Below are 14,582 nucleotides of genomic sequence, written 5' to 3' on the forward strand. Positions count from 1 at the left end.
AACCGCTGCACCCACCTCACCCCGCCCGTCGTATCGGGATCAGCCGAATGGCCGACCCCGTTCGTCGATTCTCGATCGTACGGCCGATGTGCCAGGTCATCGATCCGGGAAGGATAGAAGCCATGACACAACCTCAATCCGACAGCACACGCCCTGCCGCCAACGTGAGCCCTGCCGATTCGGCGAGGCTCGCCGACACCGCGAGGCCCGCCGATATCCGATCTCGACCCCGCATCGCAGCACTCGACGTCATCCGCGGGTTTGCCTTGTGCGGGATCCTGCTGGTCAACCTGCCGCCGATCTTCGGCCTCGGCGTCGAGGGTGGGAGCCTCGACTTCTACCGTTTCTACGAAGACTTCGTGCAGAACCGCTTCTTCCCGATCTTCTCGTTCCTCTTCGGAATCGGGTTCGGACTCTTGTGGCTGTCCGCCCGGGCCCGCAGCCACCGACCGCGCCTGGCTCTGCTGCGCCGGTTCGCCTTCCTCGGCATCCTCGGTGGCCTCCATCAGCTCCTCCAGCCCGGCGAGGCGCTGCTTCCATATGCGCTCGCCGGGATCGTCTTCCTGCTGCCGGCCACGTGGATCGCTGACCGGTGGCGGAACGTCGTCATTACGATCCTCGGCGTCGTTCTGCTCATCGCCGGAGTGGCCACCGGAGGCGGAATGGCCGTCATTCCCGGACTCTTTCTGCTCGGGTTCGCCATCGGCGGCAGCGATTTCCTCCGTTCCGTCCTCAACCGCCCGGCACGAGTCGCGATCGCCGGTGGTCTCGCACTGATCGTGACGGTCGTCGGTTTCGCCGCGACGGACTACACGACTCGTCAGGTCGACCAGTGGATCAATGCCGGCCTGGGCCTGTGTATGGCCCTGACCTATATCGTCGCCATCCTGCTGCTCCTGCGCACCCCCGCTGAGGCGGTCCTGAAGTCCGTATTCGCACCGCTGGGTCGGATGGCGCTGAGCAATTACCTCGGCGCCACTGTCATCCTTGTCGCCGTTCGGGTGGCAGCGCCCGACCTCGCCCGGTTCGACGACCACGGCGGATACGTCGCCGGACTCGTCATCTGTGCCGCGATCATCATCGTTCAGGTCGTCGTGTCAACACTGTGGCTGCGCCGTTTCGGACAGGGTCCGCTGGAGAAGCTGTGGCGCCTCGTCACCTGGGGTCAGACGGTACAGCAAGACCAGCGTCTGAACCCGGGCCGCAATCAGCCGCGCAACCGGTCGGGCACCTTTACGAGTTCACGCGAATGACCTCTTCTTGGTACGGTGCGATGATTTCGCCCGAGATCCGCAGATCGAGGAGCAGGAAGGGCCGTTCGTCGACCGGGCGGGACTTCCACTCCTCCACGACTGCGAGATCGCTCAGGGTGCGGACGGTGACCCCGTGCCCACCTGCGGCCGTCGCCAGGGCCGCGAAATCGATCTCGTCGATGAGCATGGGCGACTTCTCCAGCCCCTTGAGCCCGTACAGGTTGACCTCGGCGCCGTAGGCCGCGTCATTGAAGACCACAGCCATGCCTCGACCCCCGGCCACCCGGATTGCGGTGTCGAGGTCGGACAGCGCCATGGCTCCGCCGCCATCACCAGTAGTGAGCACGATCGTCGAGCCCGGGTTAGCGCGGGCGGCCCCGGCGACGCTGTGCCAACCGAGCCCGATCGACTGGAAAGCAGTGCCGACCATCGCCAGTCGGTCCGGTGCGCTGGGCTCCCAGAACATGTTCGCCCAGGCGATGAAATGTCCGCCGTCGGAGACGACGACCCGATCCTCGGGCAGAACCTCGCCGAGGCGGTTCGCCGCCGCACGCGGATCGAGCCGACCATCGTCGGCGAGCTCCGACCCGACGAAGTAGGCGCGGTCGGCAGCGGTGTCGACGGAATCGTGCCAGCGTGCGTCGGCACTGTCCGAGTTCCGTGCACCATCGATCCCGGTCGCCGTCAGCCGTGCCACGAGTTCGGCGGCGGCGAGTTTCGCATCGGCTCGGATGAAGCCGCCGACTCGAGCATTCGTGGCGCGGTCGTCGGTGTCGATCTGCCATACCGTCGTCGAGGGATGGAAGAGGTCTCCGAAACGCATGGTGAACTGATTGAGCGAGGCTCCGAAGACCACGGCCACATCGGCCTCGCGGACGCGGTCCATCGCGGCCGGGGCACCGAAGCCGCCGGCGACTCCCAAGTCGTGTTCGGCGGTGGGGAAGATGTTGCGTCCAAGCGCGGTCGTCGCACTCAGGGCACCTGTGAGCTCTACGAGTGCACCGAGTTCGGACTCGGCTCCGGCCAACCAAGCTCCGCGGCCGGCGAGCAGCAGGGGACGTTCTGCTCCAGCCAGATCTGCGGCAAGGCGATCAAGAGCCGCATGAGCGAATTCACCGGTCGGTGCCATCGGCGAGGGACGACTGGGGCCGGGGACAACGGGGATCTCGCCGAGGTCCAGAGTCGCGACATCGTAGGGAATGGCCAGGACAACGGGCATTCTGTAGGTCAGAGCATGCTCGATTGCGGTCACGGTGGCTGCGGCGGCATCGACCCGACCGACGGTGTAGGTTCGCACACCCACGGCGGAGGCCATGGCGATCTGGTCGACGTCCCATGGTCGGGGACCGGATGTGGGCTCATCCCCGACGACGAGGACGAGAGGAACCCGGGCTTGTGCCGCCTCGGCGAGGGCGGTGAGCGTATTCGTGAACCCGGCACCATAGGTCGTGGTGGCCGCGGCGATCCGCCCGGAGGTGCGGAAGTGAGCGTCGGCGGCGACGACGGCGCCGGCCTCGTGGCGGACGGCGGTGTACGTCGCCGAGGTCTCTCGCAGCAGGGCGTCGAGGAAATAGGCGTTCCCGTTGCCCATGAGACCGAAGACCTCGTCGATGTGGGCGGCAAGGGTGTGCGCGACGTGCGCGGAGGTATGAGCCATGGCAGGCCTTTCGCGAATGAGATATGGAAATGAGGGATCCATATATGTCTCACGCGCGGGTTGCGGCTTCGTGCCCCTTTTTCGGGCACCGGCTGAGAGGCGGCTCAGCCTGACGTTTACGAATATAGGGGACCGTGGCCCGGCGCACCAATCCGGGTGGTGGCCTAGCGAGGAGAACGTCCGCCCCAGAACTACCTGACGGCGGCCCAGCAACCTCGCGCGAGGTTGCTGGGCCGCCGTCAGGTAGCAATTAGCGGGTGATGCGGTCCTTCCATGCCGCCATGACCTCGGGCGAGGTCGGCTTCGACGCGAAGGATCCGACGAGGTAGCCGACCAGCGAAGCGATGAGGCCCAGGTAGATGGCCTCGTTGGCGTAGATGCCCGCCACGATCATCACGACGATGGTGGTCACGGCGCCGAGGATCATGCCGGCCATGACGCCGACGATCGTGCCGCGCTTGAACACGAGACCGCCGAGGATCGGGATGAACAGACCGGCCACCAGCAGGTTGTAGGCCACGGTGAGCGCCTCGACGACGCTGGGCATGATCATCGCGAGCACCAGCGTGACGACGCCGAGCACGATGAGGTAGATGCGCGAGTCGCGCACCTCGTCACCGGTCTCGCGGACCAGCGACCGCACGAGCGTCGACTTCGCGCCGGATCCGGATCCACTCGCCGAGGCGGCCGATCCATCCGTCGCCACGCCGTGGCCGTGTCCGTCGGCGGGTGCGGACCCCGCAGCAGCCTCGTCCCCGACCCAAGCGTCCGACCCGCCGGCCGGACCAGGCACGATGTCCTTGCGGGCGAGGATCGGTTCGACGATGTCCTGACGACAGACGGTCGAAGCGGCCATGAGCGAACCCGAGGCCGTCGACATCATCGCGGCCAGAGCCGCAGCGAGCACGATTCCGGCAAGCACCGGAGACATCGAGGCATCGACGACGGCGACGAACACATCGTCCTGGACCTCGATGCCGGGCACGATCTTCGTCGCGGCCATGCCGATGAGCGCACCGGCGACAGCGTAGAGCAGGCAGTAGACGCCGGCGGAGAAGCCGCCCCACCTGGCCACACCCGGGCTGCGGGCGGTGAACACGCGCTGCCAGATGTCCTGGCCGATGAGCAGACCGAGGGTGTAGATGAGGATGTAGCCGAGGACCGCCTCCCAGCCGATGCCCACCGGTGAGGTGTGCGATTCGGGCAGCGAGGAGAACAGCTCGGAGATGCCTCCGGACTTCGAAAGCACGATGGGCAGCATGATGAGGAAGATGCCGATCGTCTGGATGAAGAACTGCACGAAGTCCGTCAGTGTGATCGACCACATGCCGCCGAGCATCGAATAGAGGATGACGATGCCGCCGCCGATGAGCACCGACCACACCTTGTCGAGATCGAACAGGGCATGGAAGACCGTGGCGTAGGCGACCGTCGACGTCGTCGAGATCATCAGACCGTAGGCGGTCATGATCGCTCCGGAGACGAAACGTGAGCCCTTGCCGTAGCGGAGTTCGAGCATCTGCGAGACCGTGTAGATCTCGAGCTTCTGAATCTTCGGAGCGAAGAACAGCGAGAGCGCGATGATGCCCAAGCCGATCGCGAACACGAGCCACATTCCCGACAGCCCGGCCGTGTAGCCGAGGCCGACACCGCCGATCGTCGACGCGCCGCCGAGGACGACGGCCGACATCGTGCCGGTGTACAGCAGTCCGCCGAGGCGGCGCCCCGCGACCAAGAAGTCCTCCTGGTTATGGGCCTTGAAACGGCCCCAGACTCCGAATCCCACCATGACGGCGAGATAGATGATGACTACCAAAGAGTCCACAGCGACCCTTTCTGTTGGATCGGCTCAATGACCGACGGTGATGTGGATGCCGGTGGGAACGGAGCGATCGAGCGCCTCGGCGATGGCCGCAGGCAGAGCGGAATCGATGTCCGCCTCGGCGATCGTCACCCCGGCACCACCCATGGATTCGCCGAGTTTCGCGAAGTCGGGACGGGCGAGCCTGACAGCGAAGGGTTCGATGTCGCGCTCGACCATCTGGCCTTCGATCTCCGCATATCCGCCGTTGTCGACGACGACGAAGGGGATGCCCAGTCCCAGCTCGGCCGCGGTCATGAGCTCCTGGATGGAGAACATGGCCGCACCGTCGCCGAGGATGCACACGACCGGTCGTGCAGGATCGGCGACTTTCGCTCCGAGGGCGGCGGGAATGCCGTAGCCCAGGGTGGCGAATCCCGGCATGTAGAGCAGCTGGTCGGGTGTGCTCGCCGTCAGCGCGTGCACCGTGCCGTCGTAGGTGACCTGCGAGGAGTCACCGGAGATGACGACGGTCGATCCCGCTCCCTCTTCGACGAGCCGGGTGACCCGGGCACCGATCGCATCGAAGTCGAAATCGGTGGCCCAGGTCTCCCGGATCCGGGCGACCCGATCGGCACCGGATTCCTTCGCCGAGGCGGCCGATCCGTTCGAGTCGGACGATTCCGTTCCGTCGTCGTTCGCCGAGGCGGCGCCGTCGTTTCCGATTCCAAGCGCGCTCGTGAGCGCGGTGAGGAATTCGCCAGTGTCCGCGCAGGCGAGGATGTCTCCGGGCAGGTTCTTGTTCAGCTGGTCGGGGTCGATATCGCAGCGGATGACGGTCTGCCGGGCGGCCTCGTCACGCACACCGATGCTCGTCTGGGCACCGATGACTCCGCCCCACAGATCCGAGTCGGCCAGTTCGGAGCCGAGCACGATGAGCACATCGGCGGCCGCGGACTCGGCCTGCACGCTGGGGAAGCGCACGTTCGAACCCAACGACAGCGGATGCGTCTCGGACACGATGCCCTTGCCGTTGGCCGTCGTCGCCAGGGGAGCGTCGAGGGCCTCGACGAGACGTGCCACCTCGGCGTGGGCCCTTCTGGCACCGCCGCCGGCGATGACCATCGGACTCTTCGCCGCACGGATCGCCTCGGCGGCGCGGGCCACGACATGGTCATCGAGGCCGGGACGACGACCTGCGAACGGAACCGGAACGCTGCCGTTCCAGGCCCCCTCGAGAACGTCGAGGGGAACCTCGATGTGCACGGGCCCGGGACGGGCCGAGTCGAACATGGCGAACGCCTCGGCGACGGCCTGCGCTGCACCTTCGGCAGTGCGGGTGCGCTGGGAGGACACGAGCAGGCGACCCACCGCTCCGGAGGAGTCCTTCGTCTCGTGCAGCATTCCGACGTCGGCGCGCTCGAACCCGGTGGGCACACCGGGGGAGAGGATGAGCATCGGGCGGGATTCGGCATAGGCGGTCGCGGCGGCGGTGAGGACATTCGTCAGCCCCGGCCCCGAGGTCGTGATGACGACCCCGGGTTTGCCGGAGACGAGGAAGTACCCGTCGGCACCGTAGCCGGCTCCCTGCTCGTGACGAGGAGTCACGGCGCGGATCCCGAACTCAGGCAGATGCCGATAGAACTCGAGATTGTGGGTGCCGGGGATGCCGAAGATCGTATCGACACCGTGGGCGGCGAGGGTCGCCACCACTGCACGACCGCCGTTGCGGACATTGATTTCAGTGCTCATTCAGATACCCAGGGCACTGCCGGACGGGCCGGAGGGTGCCGTGATTCCGTTGTTCTCCGCCGCCCACAGGGACAGGATCTCGTAGCCGACATGGGCGGCGGCGAGTCCGGTGACCTCGGCATGGTCGTAGGCAGGGGCGACCTCGACGATCTCGCCGCCGACGACGTTGAGGCCCTGGAGCCCGCGGATCGAATTGAGCAGCTCGCGGCTGGTCATTCCGCCGGCTTCGGGGGTGCCGGTGCCGGGAGCGGCCGCCGGATCGAGGACGTCGATGTCGACGGAGATATAGACCGGAGCATCGCCGAGCCGCTTGCGCATGCGGGCGACGACGTCGGCGACCGAGGTGAATTGGTATTCGTCGCTGCGGATGATCTGGAAGCCGAGCACCTCATCGTCCTCGAGGTCCTTCTGTCCGTAGAGGGGACCGCGGATGCCGATGTGCATCGACGAGGTCATGTCGATGAGGCCCTCTTCGCTGGCGCGGCGGAAGGGAGTGCCGTGGGTGTAGGGCGCACCGAAGTAGGTGTCCCAGGTGTCCAGGTGCGCATCGAAGTGGAGGACGGCGATCTTCCCGTGCGTCTTGTGCAGGGAGCGCAGGTTCGGCAGGGCCAGGGTGTGATCCCCGCCGAGGGTGAGCAGCTTGGCCCCGTCGGCGCGCATGGCGTCGGCGTTGGCCTCGACGGTGGTGATGGCCTCTTCGATGTCGAAGGGATTGACGCCGAGGTCACCGCAGTCGGCAACCTGCTGCCAGCTGAACGGGTGGACGTTCGTCGCCTGGTTGTAGGGGCGCAGCAGCTTCGAGGACTGGCGGATGTGAGCGGGCCCGAAGCGGGCACCGGGACGATAGCTGACACCGGCGTCGAAGGGAATGCCGATGACCTTGACGTCGATCTTCTCACCGGGACGCTCGGCTTCGACTTCATCGATGCGCGGCAGCAGACCGAACGTCGGGGGTCCTGCGTAGCGGGGTGTCTTGCTGTAGTCGGCTGGGCCGAGCGGCTGAGACGTCACTGGCTTGCTCCTTCGTCGTAGCGGCTGACCCGACCCGGACGGGCCGGAGGCTGTGTGCTCAGCCTAGGACGTGGCTCACACAACACCGATATCCACAATGGAGCAATTGGAACCTCCCCTATCCATTATGGATAGAATCGGGTGCATGGTCACCTTGGAACAGATCTGGTCACGCACAGAACTCGCGCTCGAGGTCATCGTCGATTCACCCACCGCAGCGGAGCAGAATGTCACGATCGTCCACTCCTCGGAGCTGCCGGAGGTTGACGAATGGCTGGCCGGCGGTGAGGTGCTTCTGACGATCGGTGTAGGTCAGGACCTCGGCGGGGAGACGGTCAGGGACTATGTGCGCCGCCTCAAGGCCGTCGGCGTTCATGCACTCGGCATCGGGCTGGGCTCCGACCTGCCGTGGCAGCAGGTCCCACCGAAGCTCGTCGCCGCCGCGCAGGAGGCGGGGCTGGCGCTGTTCGGGGTGCCCGAGCCCGTTCCGTTCGTCGCCGTCGTCGATGCCTTCACCCGGATGCGTGAGGCCGAGACCAACCGGGAGCTGACCCGGGCGAGCAGCGCCGCCCGCCGTTTCGCGACCGCATTGGCCGGCGAGGGGCCCGCGGCTCTCGTGGCCGACCTGGCGGAGACGCTGAAGGCGCCGGTCCGGGTCGTCTCGCCAACCGGCAGAGCGTTGAGCGGGGACGATGCCGAGGACGACGTGCGTTCGGCACTCATCGAGGAATCGGCGAAATCGACTGCGGGGCCCCGCCTGATCCGCACGAGCTCGCGGATCGTCGAGGCCGTTCCGATCGGGGGTGACCATCCGCTCGGATGGATCCTCACCCCCGCCGAGGCGGCCGGCTCCCCGAAGACGCGTGCCCTGCTGCTGTCGACCGCCTCGGCGCTGTTGGCGATGTCGCTGGCAGATCTGCCCGTTCCCTCCGGTCGGGCGCTGCTCTTCGAGGCCGATCTGAGTGAGGACGAAGCGCGCGGGGAGTGGACGCGGGCGACGGGGCTGGCGCCGGTGGCGACGGTGGGGATGCGCATCTTCGGGGGAGTCCGCGGGGACTTCGCCGAACGCCTCATCGCCGACATCGTCGGCGGGAGTCTGCATACTCGCACCGGTTCGCTCCTCGGAGTCATCGGCGCGCGAGAGCGGGGACTCGATGCGTTGGTGACGACGGCCGCCGAGGTCGCTGGCCTGGAGGAGCTCGCGGAGAAGAGACTGCCCTTGGGACACCTCCATCACACGTGGATGCTGTGGCGGACGCAGCACGAGTCCGAGGCCTCCGAGGTCAGGGCGCTGCTGTCGGCGGTCGAAGAGGAGGCCGCCGACCGGTTCGTCGATCGGGTTCTCGGCGAACTCTTCCGGGCCCGCGGCGGTCAGGAGCTGTTGGAGACTCTGCGGACCTATATCGCCGAGTCCGGAGCACGGGAGCGCATCGCCGCCCAGTTGGGCATCCATCGGCACACGGTGCGGGCACGGTTGGCGAAGATCGAAACGCTGCTCGGCCGCGACCTCTCCCGCGCCGAGACGCTGCAGGCGGTGTCGTTGGCTCTCGAGCTTGCCGAAATCTAGGTGCACCTCTCACCGACCGCGCGGCCCGGTGGTCTGTGCGGCTGTGCTCGCTGACTACTTCTCGAAGTGTTCGATGTGGAAGCGTTCGGCGATCTCAAGCACTCGGGCGAGGGCTTCGTCTTCGCCGATGCTGATGCGCACACCGGCCCCGAGGTTGCGCACGGCCACGGCCTGATCGACGCAGGCATCTTCGAAGGCATCAGATTTCTCACCCAGCGGCAGCCAGACATAGTTCGCCTGTGCTTCGGGCACCTCCCAGCCCTGTTCGCGCAGTGCAGCTGCGAAGGCATCGCGGGTCTGTGCGATCTCGCCGGCCCGCTCGAGCACCTCGTCCCAATGATTGAGGGATTCGAGGGCGGCTGCCTGGCTGAGGTCGGTGACGCCGAAGGGGATGACGGCCTTGAGCAGCCCGTCGATGACCGGCGGATGGGCGACGGCGTAGCCGACACGCAGCCCGGCGAGTCCATGCGCCTTGGAGAAGGTGCGGAGCAGAACGAGATTCGGATAGTCGCGGACAAGACCGAGTCCATCGGCTCGCCGGGGTTCGGTGGCGAACTCCCAGTACGCTTCGTCGAGCGCGACGAGGACGTGGTCAGGTACCTTGTCGAGGAAGGCGCGGACCTCGTCGTCGCGCAGGACCGGGCCGGTCGGGTTGTTCGGTGAGCACAGGATGATGAGACGGGTGTCTTCGGTGATCGCCGCCGCCATCGCGTCGAGGTCGTGACGGCCCTCTGCCGTCAGCGGAACCTCGTGGCGAGTCGAACCGACGAGCCCGGTGGTCTGCGGATACATCTCGAACGACGGCCACGGATAGATCGCCTCGGTGGTGGCGTCCGAGGTGATCTGGGTCAGCGCGACGAGCAGTTCGCTGGCACCGGTGGTGACGACGAGCTGATCCAGCCCGACTCCGAGGCGGCCGGCCAGTCCCTGGCGCAGCGCCAGTGCCGCATCGTCGGGGTAGAGCGCGGGGTTCGTCGCGTGAGCGACCATGGTGTCGAGGACTGCCGGCAGGGGAGGCAGGAAGTTCTCGTTCGAGGAGAGCTTGAACGACTTGAGACCCTCGACCTGGCGGGGAGGTTTGCCCGGAATATAGGGCGGGAAGGTCTCCAGAGCGGCCCGCAGTCGCGGTGACGGTGCCGAGGGAGCGGACGCCGAAACGGTGGATCCGGATGCACTCGAGGATGAGGTCCTGGGCACGGAGGTGGAAGCAGAATCTGAAGCAGCGGGGTCGGAGGCGTTCATGGACTCATGATGTCACAGCGGATCAGCGCTGCCTCCACGTCCCGGAGTGATCAGACGGCCTCGACGAGGATCACCAGGGCTTCTCCGGGGTCGACCTGCCTCCCTCGCCGCCGGGGCCCTGCTGTTGCTGCTGTCGTTCGGAGTCCTCGCGGCGCTTCTCAAGCTCGTCCCGCTTCTTCTCACGTTCGGACTTACCTGAGGAATCGTCCGGCTTCTCCTCATCTTCCCCAGGGTCCTGGCCTTCATCTCCGGAGGATTTCTCGTCCCCGGAGTCCTTTTCCTGCGAATCCTCGTCCTCGGACTCGCTGTCGTCGGTTCCCTCGTCCTTGGCCTTCTCGCCCTGCTTCTTGTCCTCGACGCGTTCCTTCGCCTGGCTGCTCTTCTGCTTCTCTTCGCTCTTCTTCGGCTGGCATTCCTCAGGCGCGTCTTCGAGGGTCTTCAGCGACCGGTCGTAGAGTTCCTGCGACTGGTCGGGGTCCTGCGAGGCGATCTGATCTGCCTGCTTCTCATAGACGTAGGACAGGTTGATCCGCACAGCACATTCGGCCGAGGTCGGAGCGATCTCCAAGGCGGCTTCGAGATCGGTCTGGGCCGCATCGAAGTCGCCGACGGCAGCCTCGGCGGTGCCGCGGTTGAAGTAGCCGATATGGCGTTGGAACGGGCTGACCCGTAGGAACGCCGTTGCCGCTTTCTTGGCACCGGGGAAGTCATTCGAGGTGTATCTGACCTGCGAGGCGGTTCCGAAGTATGTGGCCATGGCGATATAGCCGAACACCAGGGCGAATATCGTACCGAGGATGAGGTTGATCTTCGTGATCCGACGCAGCCGTGACCACAGATTCTGCAGGCGGTTCATCGCGGACCTCCCTGGTGGGGCACCGCCTGGTAGGGAACCGATCCGCTGGGACCGGCTGGACCACCGGGACCGTACGGTCCGGGTGGGCCGCCTCGGCGAGGGCGCTTGGGGGTGATCGCTTTGAGGCGAAGGTATTCGCGGACACCGAAGACGAGCTCCACGGCGATCCACGCGAAGACGAGGATGAGCGGGACCCAATAGTATTCGTCGACGGTGACCCGGCCGTCCTTCTTCACCAGGGCCTGATCGTATTTCGGGGCGGTGTAGACGCTGGAGATCGCGCCGTTTCCGTCGCGGTGGTGGTAGTCGACGCCGAGGTCCGAGGCGATCTGGCGCAGGTTGCCCTCGTCGATCTTCGAGATTCCCGGATTGCCGTTGCGGTCCTGGATGTACTCGGGAGGTGCCTGATCGTCATCTGGGTCATCGGGGTCGCCGATGCCGGGCGCATTGCCGGGATCACCGACACCGGAGCCGTAGCCGAAAGGCTGGCTGTCGCGCATCTTCCCGCCTTGATCGGTGCCGTATCCGAAGACGGCGCCGCTGTCGATGCGGGAGGCGAAGGGCGACCACGACTCCGGATTCTCCGATACGGTCTGCTCACCGTCGCCGAAGTAGAACACGACGTTCTTGTTCTCCGGACGGTCCTCATCGTTCGAGGTCATCCGCTTATCGAGCTCTTCACCGGCCTCGGTGATCGATGAGCCTCTGGAATTCATGGATGATTCGGGTTCGAGGACGTCGACGGCGGAGGCGAAGGCTGCGTGATCGGTCGTCAGCGGCATCACAGTGGCTGCGGTCGAAGCGAAGGTGATGATGCTCAGCCGGGTGCCGGGGAAGGCGTCGGCGAGTTCGAGCATGTCCTTCTTGACTCCCTCGAGGCGGGTGTCGTCCCCGTCGAAATCCTCGGCGGCCATCGACGTCGTGACGTCGACGACGAAGTACACATCGGCTCGTGCCTCGTACTCCTCGGTCGAGGATTTGATGGGGATGCCGGGGCGTGCCAGTGCTATGGCGAGCACGGCGACGACACCCATGCGGGCGAACCACTTCCAGCGTGCTCCGTCGCCGCGAACGGCGGGGATGATGCACACAGTGAGCAGGGCGAGGACGATGAAGCCCCAGCCGAACCAGGTGAAGACGGGATCGAAGATCATGATTTCGTCCTCCACGCCAGTACGAACACTCCGGCGAGGCCGAATACGGCGAGTGCGAGCGGAACCACCGGCATATCGTGGACGATCGTGTACGAACGGCCGGGGGTGTTCGCCGCTTCCTGGCTCTGGATCTCCTCGACGATGCGGTCGATCGTCGAGGCCGAACCCATGTCGAACTGTTCGCCGCCGGTACGGTCGGACACGGATTGCAGCTCCTTCGTCTGAGTGGTCGTCAGCACCGAGGGAGGGGAGAGACTGTAGACACGGACCTTCGCGTCGACGGCGATATCGGCGGCTTCGTTGAGCTCGAAGAGCGGCTCACCGGCGAGCATATTGTCCGTGGCGAAGATGATCGACCGGGACCGGTCCTCGTCCTGCCGGTCGAAGTTGTCGACGCAGCTGACGAGCCCGTCGCCGATGAGCGAGGAGCCGCCGATGTTCGGGGGCGAAGTCGACCACGAATAGTCGGTGCCCTCTGCGCCCCAGGTGCGGAACCCCTCCTCGGCCTCGGCGAGGTAGTTCTGGACCATGTCGTAGTCGTCTGTGAGCGGGAATGCGGAGACCGCGGTGGCATTGAACACGGTCAGGCCGATGCGTTCGCCGTCGAAGCGGTCGACGAGTTCCTGGTAGGACTCGAGCAGATCGGCATCGTAGCCGAGCATCGACCCGGACACATCGAGGCAGAGCATGACATCGCGCATCTTCCGCTCCGGGTTGACCGTCTCCACCCAAGCCGGACGTGCGACTCCCGCCAGCGCTGACAGCCCGGTGAGGACGATGACTCCGAGGAGGGCGACCGTGGTCACCAGTCGTCTGCGCATGGCCCTGCGGAAACTCGGCAGGCTCGTCATCCGCCCGCTGTGGGCCACGGCCAAAGAGGACTCCGTCGACTTCGGACGGCGGAACCAGAAGACTGCGGCTGCGGCGAGGGCCAGCAGGATGAGCGCCAGCCACCAGAACATCAGGACCATCGCGCCACCAACTTCCGGGCCTCGGCGATCTGAGGCTGCAGACCGGCCGGTTCGGCCTCGGCGAACTCCGCCTCGTAGAGGCCGAGCAGGCACTGCGCGAGGTCGTCGAGACCGGCGACTGCCGCATCGCGGTAGGTCAGGTGCTCGGCTTTGACGCCCCAGGCGTCATGGGCGAATTCGCGCACGATCGTCGCCAGCTGCTGTGCCGATTCGCGCACGTCCGCCGATTCTGCGGTCAGGCCCGTCTCCACGGCGCTGATGCGGGTGAGGTAGGTGCTGCGCACGGGAATCGGGATGCGCGGTCCGTCCGCTGCGGCGACTCCGGCGGCGGCGCGGAAGAGCGGGGCGAAGAGGTTTCCGCACGCCAGCAGCAGGACGAAGCAGGCTGCCACGTACCACGCCGGTGAGACCTCCAGGGGCCCGATGAGTTCAGCGGGGCCCACGGCGGTGCCTCAGCAGAAGAGTGTGCAGTCGGCCGAGGGCCGACTTCGGATGGTCGATTTCGATGTGGGCGATGCCCAGCTTGGCGAGAAGGTCGATGCGCTGCTGACGGCGGGCCGCCTCGGCTAGGGCGAATTCCTGTCGGACCTCGGGTTTCGTCATCACCGAGGTCGGCAGCCCATGGTCGGGTCGGGCGACGTCGAACGGCGCCGAGGCGGACGGCAGTCCTGCGAGGTCCGCGTCGGTGATCGTGATCCACAGGACCTCATGTTGGGCGCGCAGCCGACGGATCGTCGCTTCGGCCTCCGGTCCCAGCGGAGCCTGATCGGAGATGACGACCAGCAGCATCCGATGGTTGATGTGGCTGGTGATCCACTGCAGCTGGGTGTTGATCGACCCGGGGGAGTCGCTGCCGGTCTCGGCGAGGATCTGCTGCAGGAGGTGCTCGAGATGGGCCTCGCTGCCTTTCCGCGGGGAGGCGGTGGTGTGACTGGCATGTCCGTGGATGAGCATGACGTCGTCGGCGTGGCGGACGGCGAGGTAGCCGACCATCCCGGCCATGAGGATGGCCAGGTGGCGTTTGTCGGCTCCGGCAGAGGTCACGGCGTCGAAGTTCCGGGAGGTGTCGACGACGAGGCCGAGGATGTGCCGACGGTGAGCGACATAGCGTTTGACCAGGGGCTCTGTGTGTCTGGCGGTGGCTTTCCAATCGATGTCGCGGATCTCGTCACCGGGGATGTAGTCTCGCAGGTCGTCGAAGTCGAGGCTGTGGCCGTGGAAGACCGAGGAGTAGTCGCCGTCGAGGAGGCGCCGGGTCCGCCGATGGGCGTGGATGGTCATCCGCGCCTTGATTCGGTTGAGCAGGACAGTCATCGTG

At 66.2% G+C, this 14,582-nt stretch carries 12 protein-coding genes; 2 read left to right on the top strand and 10 right to left on the bottom strand.

Features of this window, described 5'->3' with window-relative positions; translation table 11 throughout:
* The first annotated feature begins 122 nt into the window (after nt 1-122).
* On the top strand, nt 123-1,253 hold the full coding sequence (locus tag D3I60_RS07195) for a DUF418 domain-containing protein (RefSeq protein ID WP_262775458.1): 1,131 nt from the start codon (nt 123-125) through the stop codon (nt 1,251-1,253).
* On the opposite strand, the gene D3I60_RS07200 is transcribed toward D3I60_RS07195, so the two are convergent.
* From D3I60_RS07200 to speB, 4 genes are all read right to left on the bottom strand, one after another.
* Nucleotides 1,234-2,910, bottom strand: coding sequence for a thiamine pyrophosphate-binding protein (locus D3I60_RS07200; protein ID WP_262775459.1), 1,677 nt, complete (start codon nt 2,908-2,910; stop codon nt 1,234-1,236). The two genes, D3I60_RS07195 and D3I60_RS07200, sit on opposite strands and share 20 nt — an antisense overlap.
* Before the next feature lie 250 nt (nt 2,911-3,160).
* On the bottom strand, nt 3,161-4,735 hold the full coding sequence (locus D3I60_RS07205; protein ID WP_262775460.1) for a sodium:solute symporter: 1,575 nt from the start codon (nt 4,733-4,735) through the stop codon (nt 3,161-3,163).
* Nucleotides 4,736-4,759: 24 nt separating this feature from the next.
* Entirely contained in the window at nt 4,760-6,463 is a 1,704-nt protein-coding gene (locus tag D3I60_RS07210) for a thiamine pyrophosphate-binding protein (protein ID WP_262775461.1), read from the bottom strand.
* Nucleotides 6,464-7,474, bottom strand: coding sequence for an agmatinase (gene speB, locus D3I60_RS07215; protein ID WP_262775462.1), 1,011 nt, complete (start codon nt 7,472-7,474; stop codon nt 6,464-6,466).
* 145 nt (nt 7,475-7,619) lie between these two features.
* On the opposite strand from speB, the gene D3I60_RS07220 reads away from it, so the two are divergent.
* Nucleotides 7,620-9,041 carry a PucR family transcriptional regulator gene (locus D3I60_RS07220; protein ID WP_262775463.1) on the top strand — a complete coding sequence of 474 codons (1,422 nt, stop codon included), beginning with the start codon at nt 7,620-7,622 and terminating at the stop codon, nt 9,039-9,041.
* Nucleotides 9,042-9,095: 54 nt separating this feature from the next.
* On the opposite strand, the gene D3I60_RS07225 is transcribed toward D3I60_RS07220, so the two are convergent.
* The 6 genes from D3I60_RS07225 to D3I60_RS07250 all read right to left on the bottom strand — a co-directional run bounded on the left by D3I60_RS07225 (nt 9,096) and on the right by D3I60_RS07250 (nt 14,578).
* Nucleotides 9,096-10,283 carry a histidinol-phosphate transaminase gene (locus D3I60_RS07225; protein ID WP_262775464.1) on the bottom strand — a complete coding sequence of 396 codons (1,188 nt, stop codon included), beginning with the start codon at nt 10,281-10,283 and terminating at the stop codon, nt 9,096-9,098.
* A 70-nt stretch (nt 10,284-10,353) separates the two neighbouring features.
* Nucleotides 10,354-11,139, bottom strand: coding sequence for a hypothetical protein (locus tag D3I60_RS07230; protein ID WP_262775465.1), 786 nt, complete (start codon nt 11,137-11,139; stop codon nt 10,354-10,356).
* Nucleotides 11,136-12,293: a vWA domain-containing protein gene (locus D3I60_RS07235; protein WP_262775466.1), complete on the bottom strand. Its 1,158-nt coding sequence runs from the start codon at nt 12,291-12,293 to the stop codon at nt 11,136-11,138. The genes D3I60_RS07230 and D3I60_RS07235 overlap by 4 nt, the downstream gene beginning before the upstream one ends.
* Entirely contained in the window at nt 12,290-13,264 is a 975-nt protein-coding gene (locus D3I60_RS07240) for a vWA domain-containing protein (RefSeq protein ID WP_262775467.1), read from the bottom strand. The genes D3I60_RS07235 and D3I60_RS07240 overlap by 4 nt, the downstream gene beginning before the upstream one ends.
* Complete coding sequence (locus tag D3I60_RS07245) at nt 13,255-13,707, bottom strand: hypothetical protein (RefSeq protein ID WP_262775468.1); 453 nt, start codon at nt 13,705-13,707, stop codon at nt 13,255-13,257. The genes D3I60_RS07240 and D3I60_RS07245 overlap by 10 nt, the downstream gene beginning before the upstream one ends.
* Nucleotides 13,694-14,578, bottom strand: a complete 885-nt coding sequence (locus D3I60_RS07250) for a DUF58 domain-containing protein (RefSeq protein ID WP_262775469.1) — start codon at nt 14,576-14,578, stop codon at nt 13,694-13,696. The genes D3I60_RS07245 and D3I60_RS07250 overlap by 14 nt, the downstream gene beginning before the upstream one ends.
* Nucleotides 14,579-14,582: the final 4 nt, after the last annotated feature.

This window comes from Brevibacterium permense (assembly GCF_025506275.1).
GTDB lineage: Bacteria > Actinomycetota > Actinomycetes > Actinomycetales > Brevibacteriaceae > Brevibacterium > Brevibacterium permense_A.

What these genes read in the sequence shown, in the direction of transcription:
- D3I60_RS07195 (WP_262775458.1), top strand. Translation starts at nt 123, where the DNA reads ATGACACAACCTCAATCCGACAGCACACGCCCTGCCGCCAACGTGAGC.
- D3I60_RS07200 (WP_262775459.1), bottom strand. Translation starts at nt 2,910, where the DNA reads ATGGCTCATACCTCCGCGCACGTCGCGCACACCCTTGCCGCCCACATC.
- D3I60_RS07210 (WP_262775461.1), bottom strand. Translation starts at nt 6,463, where the DNA reads ATGAGCACTGAAATCAATGTCCGCAACGGCGGTCGTGCAGTGGTGGCG.
- D3I60_RS07220 (WP_262775463.1), top strand. Translation starts at nt 7,620, where the DNA reads ATGGTCACCTTGGAACAGATCTGGTCACGCACAGAACTCGCGCTCGAG.
- D3I60_RS07225 (WP_262775464.1), bottom strand. Translation starts at nt 10,283, where the DNA reads ATGAACGCCTCCGACCCCGCTGCTTCAGATTCTGCTTCCACCTCCGTG.
- D3I60_RS07230 (WP_262775465.1), bottom strand. Translation starts at nt 11,139, where the DNA reads ATGAACCGCCTGCAGAATCTGTGGTCACGGCTGCGTCGGATCACGAAG.
- D3I60_RS07235 (WP_262775466.1), bottom strand. Translation starts at nt 12,293, where the DNA reads ATGATCTTCGATCCCGTCTTCACCTGGTTCGGCTGGGGCTTCATCGTC.
- D3I60_RS07240 (WP_262775467.1), bottom strand. Translation starts at nt 13,264, where the DNA reads ATGGTCCTGATGTTCTGGTGGCTGGCGCTCATCCTGCTGGCCCTCGCC.
- D3I60_RS07250 (WP_262775469.1), bottom strand. Translation starts at nt 14,578, where the DNA reads ATGACTGTCCTGCTCAACCGAATCAAGGCGCGGATGACCATCCACGCC.